Origin of the sequence: Acidocella sp. MX-AZ02, assembly GCF_000306035.1 — a bacterium.
Taxonomy (GTDB): Bacteria; Pseudomonadota; Alphaproteobacteria; order Acetobacterales; family Acetobacteraceae; genus Acidocella; species Acidocella facilis.
The window spans coordinates 4,383-12,032 of sequence record NZ_JH976213.1; the positions used below are offsets into that span (position 1 = coordinate 4,383).

The 7,650-nt window shown below is 58.8% G+C and carries 9 protein-coding genes and 1 pseudogene; 2 read left to right on the plus strand and 8 right to left on the minus strand.

Annotation, left to right across the window (positions count from 1 at the left end):
- A partial coding sequence (locus MXAZACID_RS19890; RefSeq protein ID WP_205619859.1) for a hypothetical protein occupies positions 1 to 182 on the plus strand: 182 nt, incomplete at its 5' end.
- Between the two features lie 699 nt (positions 183 to 881).
- Here MXAZACID_RS19890 and MXAZACID_RS19515 read toward each other — a convergent pair.
- The 6 genes from MXAZACID_RS19515 to MXAZACID_RS16865 form a co-directional block, all read right to left on the minus strand.
- Complete coding sequence (locus tag MXAZACID_RS19515) at positions 882 to 1,061, minus strand: hypothetical protein (protein ID WP_168118461.1); 180 nt, start codon at positions 1,059 to 1,061, stop codon at positions 882 to 884.
- Between the two features lie 118 nt (positions 1,062 to 1,179).
- Positions 1,180 to 2,531, minus strand: a protein-coding gene (locus MXAZACID_RS16840; protein WP_371137084.1) for an IS3 family transposase whose coding sequence is annotated in 2 segments (ribosomal slippage) — positions 1,180 to 2,193 and positions 2,196 to 2,531 — 1,350 coding nt in all. Because the reading frame shifts where the segments join, the coding sequence is not laid out codon by codon here.
- Between the two features lie 508 nt (positions 2,532 to 3,039).
- Complete coding sequence (locus tag MXAZACID_RS16850) at positions 3,040 to 3,822, minus strand: GIY-YIG nuclease family protein (RefSeq protein ID WP_008495749.1); 783 nt, start codon at positions 3,820 to 3,822, stop codon at positions 3,040 to 3,042.
- Positions 3,819 to 4,976 (minus strand): DNA cytosine methyltransferase, encoded by a 1,158-nt coding sequence (locus MXAZACID_RS16855; RefSeq protein WP_008495751.1) that lies wholly within the window; start codon positions 4,974 to 4,976, stop codon positions 3,819 to 3,821. Before MXAZACID_RS16855 ends, MXAZACID_RS16850 begins: the two co-directional genes overlap by 4 nt.
- A complete protein-coding gene (locus MXAZACID_RS16860) occupies positions 4,973 to 5,410 on the minus strand; it encodes a very short patch repair endonuclease (RefSeq protein WP_270183508.1) in 438 nt (145 codons plus the stop codon). Before MXAZACID_RS16860 ends, MXAZACID_RS16855 begins: the two co-directional genes overlap by 4 nt.
- The gene (locus MXAZACID_RS16865) at positions 5,407 to 5,718 is read right to left on the minus strand and encodes a HigA family addiction module antitoxin (RefSeq protein ID WP_008495753.1); all 312 of its coding nucleotides are present in this window, start codon (positions 5,716 to 5,718) and stop codon (positions 5,407 to 5,409) included. The genes MXAZACID_RS16860 and MXAZACID_RS16865 overlap by 4 nt, the downstream gene beginning before the upstream one ends.
- A 111-nt stretch (positions 5,719 to 5,829) precedes the next feature.
- On the opposite strand from MXAZACID_RS16865, the gene MXAZACID_RS16870 reads away from it, so the two are divergent.
- The gene (locus MXAZACID_RS16870) at positions 5,830 to 6,477 is read left to right on the plus strand and encodes a hypothetical protein (protein WP_008495754.1); all 648 of its coding nucleotides are present in this window, start codon (positions 5,830 to 5,832) and stop codon (positions 6,475 to 6,477) included.
- A gap of 105 nt (positions 6,478 to 6,582) precedes the next feature.
- On the opposite strand, the pseudogene MXAZACID_RS16875 reads toward MXAZACID_RS16870, so the two are convergent.
- Positions 6,583 to 7,182, minus strand: a pseudogene (locus MXAZACID_RS16875) (transposase); the annotation flags it as partial.
- A gap of 159 nt (positions 7,183 to 7,341) precedes the next feature.
- A partial coding sequence (locus tag MXAZACID_RS16880) for a hypothetical protein (RefSeq protein WP_168118462.1) occupies positions 7,342 to 7,650 on the minus strand: 309 nt, incomplete at its 5' end.

The window sequence follows — 7,650 nt, forward strand, 5'->3', positions numbered from 1 at the left end:
AATGGAAAAATCCGGCCTTCCAGGGTCAGATCTCAGCGGAAATCAACAGTCTGGGAGAAATTGAGCGCACCGCCTGCTTCCTCTGCGGCAACTCTTACCTAAACGTGGCCTTTGAGAGCCTCAAGTCTGCCCATCTTTTTCGACGACAACAAACCCGACGGGTTTCTCAGTCTCGACCGTGAACCAGAACGTACCGATCTTCCTTTGGTTTTTGAAGGAAAGGCTGAATAGTCTAGCCTCACCGGGCATTTCGTTTAAGCTTTTTACAAAATCCGCGCACCCATAAAGATCTTTGTTCTTTTTTATGGAATTAGCCAGCCGGGAAGTCCACGTACCGATTATATCGGAACGCTTTACAGTTCGCTCGCGCGACAACTTCCCTCCAATTGGCGGGTTGTAAGGCTCCGTCTCTGGAGAGCGAAGAAATTCCTCCGCCACTCCAAAATCCTTGGACCGCGGAAGGGTTCGAATACCGTTCAAGATGTCTTGTTTTGTCAAACTCATGGCCCTATCACCGTTGCTCCAGACCTGGCCCCCTGTAATAATATCTCGTTTTCGCCGAAAGCATCCGGCGACCATACCCATGACCAAGTTGCACCTGGGGGCGGCGCACCAGTCGGTAGTTGAAGAACGACACCACCGTCTCCCGCGCGCGATGCAGCAAGACCGGGATCAGTTGTCCATGAGGTATATGGACTTTGTGCCTGTACGAAGGGATCATCGCCAAACATATTGTGCTCTTCGGGTGTAATCGTCCCATTCACGTCCCCAGGAACAATATCCCCATTCGAATAGCTTTCAAAGTTTGGATGATCAGAGCTTACACCTCGGTAGAGAAAGCTTCCTCCGTCGGCTGCATCCTCTGCGGCAAATAATCACCGCTAGTTGACGAGCTTTGCTGCTCGTTGCCTGCACAGTTCTATAATTGCGGCAACATCGATACCTTTTTCTGACACTTCATGGCCAATATGGTCCCTAGCCACAACCTCATAAACTCCAGCAGAGACTTCATCTATCTCGAAGGTCCAATTAGGAAGATCGGGGTATGTTTTTCTAGTCATGGCGTAATCTCCGAAAGGTATCCTTGGTCAAGCAGGTCTCCCTGTCCGTCGTCGAATGCTTTGAGACAGTTGGCTGCCTGATTTAAGAGATGGTTTGGCTCACCTTCTGGGTTAAAGTTTAAGCTGCTATTTGATTATGCCGCAAGCGCCTGGCCTGGATGGTTTGGCGTTTTATTTGTTGGCGCTGCTGTAGGATTTCCGCTGCCCGTCCATGATAGACGTCGGCCGGCGTAACGTTGCCCAGGCTCTCATGGTATCTGCAGTTATTGTAATGCTCGATGAAGGCGGCGATCTGGCGTTCGAGGTCGCCGGGCAGGTTATAGTTTTCGAGCAGGATGCGATTTTTCAAAGTCTGATGCCAGCGCTCAATTTTACCTTGAGTTTGTGGATGGCAAGGTGCACCACGAATATGTTCGATATTTCGCCGTCCCAGCCATTTAGCAAGGTCGCCTGCGATATAACAAGGCCCGTTATCTGAGAGCAGGCGCGGCTTGTGCTGGACCTTGGCTGAGGCATAGCCTGAGGCTTCGAGAGCGAGGTTTAACGTATCGGTAACATCCTCGGCCTGCATGGTGGTACACAGCTTCCAGGCGATGACGTAACAGGAATAATCGTCGAGGATGGTTGAGAGATACATCCACCCCCAGCCGATGACTTTCAAATATGTAAAGTCTGTCTGCCAAAGTTGGTTGGGGGCAGTGGTTTTGACTTTGAATTCATCAGCCGCTTTAACGATGATGAAGGCCGGCGAGTTAATCAGATCATGCGCCTTGAGCAGGCGATAGACGGATGCCTCGGAGACAAAATAGCTGTTGGTGTCGGTAAACGTCACGGCCAGTTCGCGAGGGCTCAGCGTTGGCCGTTCCAGGGCCAATTCGACGATCTGCTTGCGCGTGTCATCGTCAATGCGGTTCCACACGCGGTCTGGTTTTGAGGGGCGGTCGTGCAATGCCTCGGGGCCACCGGCGCGATAAAGCTCATACCAGCGATAAAATGTCGGACGGGGAATGCCGAGATGGTCCAGCGTCTGGCGCACCGGCAGATGCGATTGCTCGACGAGGCGGATGATCTCCAGCTTCTCAGGAGCGCGATACCTCATTCTTGGCAGCCCCCAGCCCCGATCATGCTTTTTTTGAGCAGGCGCAGCTCAAGGGCCTGCTCAGCCACCACCTCTTTGAGGGCCTGAGCCTCGTGGCGCAGCGCCTTCACCTCGCCCGAACTGGCTTCCCGCGCCGTGTCCCCCGCCAGACGGCGCTTGCCGGCTTCGAGAAAGTCTTTCGACCAGGAATAATACATGCTCTCGGCAATACCCTCACGCCGACACAGCTCGGCAATGCTGTACTCGCCGCGCAGGCCCTCCAATACGATGCGGATCTTGTCCTCCGCCGAATAATGCCGCCGTGTCGCCCGGCGGATGTCGCGCACAACCGCCTCGGCGGAAGGCTTGGAAGTCGAGGATTTCTGGCTCATCTACGCTCCTTCGTCGTTACGATGAGCCAGAAATCCTCCCTTATTCAAGATGCCAGTTCTGTCTCATGGGCGCTGACGGGGGACATATAGGAATAGGCCCAAGATGGGTCGGAATGTTCGGAGCCAGCAAAGGAGATACTTTTGGATGAGAAAGACCCGGAACGAGGGACGATTCTGATATTTCCTTCTCGTTTCTGCAGCCAACTACATGTCTATCAGGTGCTCTAAAAAAGTGATTCTTTAATTTGGCGGGAACAACGCGAGCTAAACAAATCTCATCGGGGCAATAATACCTAAGAGAAGGCTGTCGGTGAGCAAACACGGCTGAAGTCTTCCCATCCAACTCCCAACACAGAGCTGCCGTCATCAACTCATCGTTCATTCTCACCGTGTCCTGATACAGATGCTGTTCACTGACCTAATCACTCCGCAACCCCCAGCAAGTTTGGGTCCTCGACCATATATAGGCCGAGAACGGCGAGCCACTCAGCCCAGCGCTCCCCTGAAGTCAGGAACGAGCCAGGACCGTCGCCTGCGGGTATGTATTGGTATTCTCCTTGTACAAGATTAAAAGTGCGGACAAAGCCGTCGCTTGCCAGCCCGGTGGAAGCTGGCGCACCAATTCCTCGATCAGCCTCCGCGCCGTCATCGGCCCGGGCGAGATGGTGACCTTCGTGTCCAGCAGGTCCGCATGCGGGACCCGCGACCGCGCCTGCGTCTCGAAGCGAAACGTATACGGCAGAAGGGTCTTCAACTTCGCGACGACCGCCGCCGCCGTGTGCTGGCCGGAGAAGTCCTCGCCCAGCTCGCAATCGATGTCGATCGGGAATTCCTGGTCGAATTCGCCGGGCTTGGAGTAGTCGCGGTTCCGCCCCGGGTCATTGGCGCCGAACCCGCTTCCGTTCCACTTGGTGCCCTTCACGCCGCCATAATGCTTGATGAGCTGGGTCTCCAGGTCCATGGCCGTGAAGACGAAGATGCGGATCGCCTTGAATGTCACCCGCGCCGGATCAAGCCCCTTGCGATGGTGAATCTTGCGGGAGTGCCTGGCCAGGCGCTGATGCAGCCCTGATTCCGCGTCTGTCTTGCCGATGTAGACCAGCTCACCATCGAGGAATAGTTGGTAGACGCCTTGGACCTCGGGCACCGCCCGGAGGCTTTCCGCGCTGAGCGGCGCGGCACCCATGCCATCCAGCGCCCGCACCAAATGGTCCAGCAAGGCGCCCGGCAGATCGAACTCGAAATCCTTGTATCCCGGCGCCACGGGCGCGACTTCCTCGAACGGGCTCACGCGCGCGCCCTCAGCAGGCTGGCGACGTTCTCGCCGATCACCTTCGCCATGAGCACCGGCACGGCGTTGCCGATCTGGCGCATGCTCTCGGTCCAAGAGCCGTGGAAGACGAAATCGTCGGGGAATGTCTGAAGCCGCGCGCTCTCGCGCACGGTGAAGTAGCGCACCGTGCCGTCCGACCGCGCCAGCATGTTCTCGCCGCCGGGCACGCCATGCACCCCGGCCTTCAAGGTCTTGGCCGGCTCGTCGTATGGGCTGCCGGTGTGGCCGGCATAGGACCGCGCGCCGGCCTGGAAATTGTGATTGGGCACCTTGCCCGCCGCCTTCCGGTTCTCCGGGTCGGGAAGATCGGCGATCGCGTCGCGCACCGTGCGCCAGGCGGCGGTGGCGGGCTTCTCCTTGAGGGCCTTGGCGCGCGGCGTCAGGCGATCGGACAAAACCCTCTCCCGGCGCGCCACCTGGTGCCTGTCCCAATAATCGCCGTGCAGCTGGTCCCAGAGCAGCGCCTCCAGGGAATGCGTCTGGTCCGGAAAGCTCCACGAGACATGGAGATCATCCCTGAACCCGACGAAGACGACACGCTCGCGCTTCTGCGGCACCCCGTGGTTGGCAGCGTTCAAGACGCGTGTCACCACCTGATAGTGCAGACCGCTTCTGCGCCCGCGCGTGTGGTGCTTCTCCAGGCGGGCGAGATGATCCGCCCAATCCTCATTCGCCTTAGCCTTCAGCTCCGGATGCTCCAACTGCAGGCGGATGTACTCGAAATAATTCCTGAAGGCGGCGCGCGTCAGGCCCTTCACGTTCTCGAACACGAAGGCCTTGGGGCGCGCCTCGCGCACGGCGCGGATCGCCTCGGGAAACATGTCGCGCAAGTCCCCGTGCGCCTTGTGCTTTCCCCCCAGGGAGAAGGGTTGGCAGGGCGGACCGCCCGAGACCAGATCGACCTTGCCCTCAAGCTCCGTGAAGAGCACGTCGCGCACGTCCCCCTCGACCAGCGGCCAATCGCGCACCAAGCCCTGACCGCGGGCCTGGTTCTCGCGCAGGGTGTCGCAGGCGTTGTTGTCCCATTCGATGACGCGCTCCGGGTGGAAGCCCGCCTCGTGAAGACCCATGCCTAGGCCGCCGGCACCGGCGAAAAGCTCAATCGACCTCATGCCTCCAGAAACTCCCTGATTCTCGCCTCCAAGGAGGCTTTTGATTTCGTCTGGCACTCCCAGATTGTGAGCACCTTCCAGCCCTTGCCCTCAAGCTCCCCCACCACCCGCAGGTCTCTGGCGCGGTTGCCCTCCAGCTTCGGCAGCCAAAAATCCGCGCGCGAGCGCGGAAGCCGGGCGAGCTTGCAATCCGGGTCATCATGCCGGTGCCAGAAGCAGCCGTGCACGAAGATGATCTTGCGGCGCGGGCGGAAGACCAGATCGGGATGGCCGAGCAGATCAGCGGCGTGCAGGCGGTACCTGTAGCCCATGCCGTGAACGAGGCGCCGGACCAGCAACTCCGGCAGAGTGTCCTTGTTGCGCACCAACGCCATCCGCGCGCTTCGCTCGGCGGGCGTCAGCGTGTCCGGAGATGATTTTTGGGCCCCCATCATAACAGGTTCGGCTGTTGCTGCGGCGGCTGCTTAGGCCGGAAGGCGGAAACGCGGAGATCGGCCGCGCGCGACCGCGTGAGGGCGATGTCGTGCTGGGTCTGCATCATCAGCAGACGGTCCAGCGGGGTGCCGAACGCTTTCTCGAAGCGCAGCGCCATGTCCGGCGTCAGGGATGCGCGGCCGTTCAGCACCGCCGAAAGGGCCTGGCGGGTCACGCCGAGCACATCGGCGGCCTCGCCGACCGTGAGGCCGTGGCGGTCCACAACCTCGACGCGCAAGAATTGACCTGGATGCACCGCCGCGTTCATGCCAAAGCTCCTAGCACCCGCCCTCGACTTTACGTCAAGTGGAAAGCGACACTTTCCACCTGCATATCATACGCCAGATCGGCACCGCCGCATCATGAAATCCTCATCACGATGGAGTACAAGAGCCACATGGGCGTTCAACTCTACATCCTGGACCGTCGGCCGGCCTCACTGGTCATCGCCGGCACCCGCCACCAGATCGGCACCTTGCGCCGCTCGTGGAAGCTCACCGAGATCGACGCCGAACGCGCGGCGGAAATTTCCGCCGCCGAAGAGAACCTCAAGGACAGCGCCGCACCCGCAGCCGCCATGGTCGCCGATGTGGTGGACATGCACCCGCTGGAGGCTCCAGATCGGCCCGTCGCCGCCCACGTGGTCATTGGCTGGGAAGCCAACCGACACACAGTGACGGACATGGCCTGGGATTTCCTGCCGGTCCTGGGCTTCGCCGTGCGCGCGCCGAGTTCAGATGGTTTCGTGCTCCACGAGGAACGAGATGGCGGTCTCGCGCAGATGACCCTTGCGCGGGCGGTGGAGTTGTCCATCCTGGACAAGGAGGGCCGGTTGCAGCGGCACGGGCAGCCTGCCATCGCCAAATGCCTTGGTGTGAGGCCATTCATCCAGGCTCACGCCATCGCCGAATGCGAACTGGTCGACGGAAGAAGCACCGAGCTGGTCACGGAACTCAGATCCGACAACCTTCCTTCCCCGAGCTGGTACGTCGGGAAGCTTCCATCTCAAACGAAGATATTCCCCTAGCAGGCCGCTGCAAAACGCTATGAGATAGCTTTCTTTTCTCTGTTTTGAGCCTATGGTTTGGTGGTGCTGGTCAGGTTGAGGCTTGGTTTTATTCTGTTCTGCGGATCAGGCGGGCTGTTGGCTGAGTAGTTTTGGCAGTCTGATGAGGTTGTAGGCTGCGGCGAAGAAGCTGAAGATGGCGGTGGTTCTGGCGATGCCTTTGACCTTGAACCTGGTCAGTCCGGCGCTGGATTTGGCCCAGCCGAAGACCTCCTCGATGCGTTTTCGGCATCGCAGGCTGATCTCGTAGCCTGAATGGCGCGTGGTGCGGCCGTCGATGGCGCTCTTGCGCCGTGTGCCTGTTTTATAGACCGTGCCGTTGACGGCGATATGCGGTGTCACCTTGCGGGCGCGCAATTCACCGATGAAGTCCGCAACATCGTAGGCTTTATCGGCCCCCAGCGTGATGCGCCTGTTGCCGGCACGGCGGTCCAGCATGGTCAGGGCAGCCTCGCGCTCGGCGGTGCCGGTGGCGTGGGTGAGGGTACTGTCCACGACCAGGCCGTTACGGTTCTCCATCAGCACATGCCCCATATAGCACAACCTTGCTGGCTGGCCTTGGCTCTTGCGGTACAGCCTGGCATCCGGGTCAGTGGTTGAGGCATGGGTCTCGTTCGAGCGCGTCTCGCTGCGGAACAGCTGATGCTCTTCTCCGCTTCTTTCAGGCTCACTAATTTGCGGCGTCATTCTGCATAAAGTCACTGGACGCGGAATGGCTGCCTTGCCCAGCTTTTGTCGGACAGGAGCTATTCCGCTTTTGCTCCTGAACACGGTTGGCATTGCTCTCGGCGGCCAGGCGACCGCTTGCTGCTGTCGATGTAACAGTCAGAAGTCCGTGAAGGGCTTGCACTTCACCAAAATCCGCTCCAGCTCTTCACGCGAATACGCCCATATTGTCTTGTCACTTTCGTCTAAATCGAGAAGATCGAACGCAATGCCAAATTTGGGGGAAAAGATCCCATAGCCGTCATCGGTCTTCAGATCTTTGTCATTGCGACCGATTTCCTCCAGGAAAAAACTGGGGAGAGTATGAAAATAATCCATTCCGCAAACAAATACAGCCTCGGTTCGCCAGCCAAAGCCACTATCAATGAGGCTGTCATTTTTGAATCCAAAAATCGGTGTTTCAAGGCC

Excerpts from the sequence above, each read along its gene's own strand:
- MXAZACID_RS19515 (WP_168118461.1), bottom strand. The coding sequence starts at position 1,061 with ATGACTAGAAAAACATACCCCGATCTTCCTAATTGGACCTTCGAGATA.
- MXAZACID_RS16855 (WP_008495751.1), bottom strand. The coding sequence starts at position 4,976 with ATGAGGTCGATTGAGCTTTTCGCCGGTGCCGGCGGCCTAGGCATGGGT.
- MXAZACID_RS16860 (WP_270183508.1), bottom strand. The coding sequence starts at position 5,410 with ATGATGGGGGCCCAAAAATCATCTCCGGACACGCTGACGCCCGCCGAG.
- MXAZACID_RS16865 (WP_008495753.1), bottom strand. The coding sequence starts at position 5,718 with ATGAACGCGGCGGTGCATCCAGGTCAATTCTTGCGCGTCGAGGTTGTG.
- MXAZACID_RS16870 (WP_008495754.1), top strand. The coding sequence starts at position 5,830 with ATGGAGTACAAGAGCCACATGGGCGTTCAACTCTACATCCTGGACCGT.